General features: G+C 41.8%; 1 protein-coding gene. It reads left to right on the top strand.

Features of this window, described 5'->3' with window-relative positions; translation table 11 throughout:
* Positions 1-202 precede the first annotated feature (202 nt).
* Entirely contained in the window at positions 203-1,045 is an 843-nt protein-coding gene (locus tag L1028_RS31015; RefSeq protein ID WP_234541962.1) for a tyrosine-type recombinase/integrase, read from the top strand.
* The last annotated feature ends 165 nt before the right edge of the window (positions 1,046-1,210 follow it).

Here is a 1,210-nt window from a genome sequence, read left to right as displayed (position 1 = left end):
TGGGCTCGTAGGCACCATAGCTTATCGACCTTCCTCTCCCAGCCATAGTAGAAGTATTAACAGATACAAATATTTTCATCATCTGTGGTGCGGCGCTTGCGTTGCATGTATGGCTAACGGGACACACTAGTTCAAATCAGAAAGATTAAAACCTTCTATTAGAAGCAAACTAGATTTAATAGCTCTAATAGGAGGTTTTGTTATGATCTTAAGTGAGTTGTGGCGACTGTATGAGACTGATAAACGTATCCAAGGATTTAGTCCGAAAACATTGAAAGCATACGCTCTCCAGCACAAAATGCTGATGAAGGAACTCAGTGACCTGGATATAGCCGAGATAACTTTAACTCTGCTGAAGGAGTACTTAGCGAAGCAATCTAATCGGTTGAAGCCAAGTAGCCTAGGACACCGGATTCGGTTTGTTCGTTCCCTTTTTCGCTATGCTTTTGAAGAAACATACTTGACTTCTAATCCCTCCCTAAAACTACGAGAACCTAAAATGGATAAACGAATACCTAAGTTTTTAATCGAGGAAGATATAATTCACTTAAAGATCGCTTGTCAATCACTGAGGGAAAGGGCGTTACTTGAGTTTCTCTACAGTACGGGCTGCCGAGTTGGAGAAGTGGAGAAGATAAATATCGAGGATCTTAACTGGGAAAACTGCTCTGCAATTGTTAATGGCAAGGGTTCAAAGCAGAGAGAGGTTTATTTCACGACAGAGTGCAAAGTGTGGCTAAAGAAGTATCTGGCCAGCCGTGAAGACAACTGTAAAGCCTTATTCGTAACCGATACACATCCGAGTAGACGGATGGCCATTCCTACGATCAGGTGGGCGTTGAAACGACTTGCAGACCGAGGAGAGCTTGAAGTAAATCTATATCCGCATCGATTTCGTCATACATATGCGTGCCAACTCCTCGATAATGGAGCGCCTTTAGATTTTATTCAAGGCATGCTGGGGCATGAAAAAGCATCGACCACTCAAATATATGCTCAGCTGCGCGGCGAACGACGAAGAGAACTTTATCGTCGATTTTTTTAGCATTTTGATAATAGCAGATTCCACCTTAAAGTCCGCCTTTATTCAACTATACCAGCTAATAGGCTGTCAATATTTAATAATAAATGAACGGAATGAAGGATGTTATACTGGAAAAAGGGTACAACAAATAACCGTCCCACAATATTTGGGAAGGGTTTCCTCAAT

The sequence above is a fragment of the Paenibacillus pseudetheri genome (assembly GCF_924513355.1).
In the GTDB taxonomy this organism is placed as follows: domain Bacteria; phylum Bacillota; class Bacilli; order Paenibacillales; family Paenibacillaceae; genus Paenibacillus_AQ; species Paenibacillus_AQ pseudetheri.
Note: the sequence above shows the minus strand (reverse complement) of the source record. Positions and strands in the feature narration are given on the sequence as shown.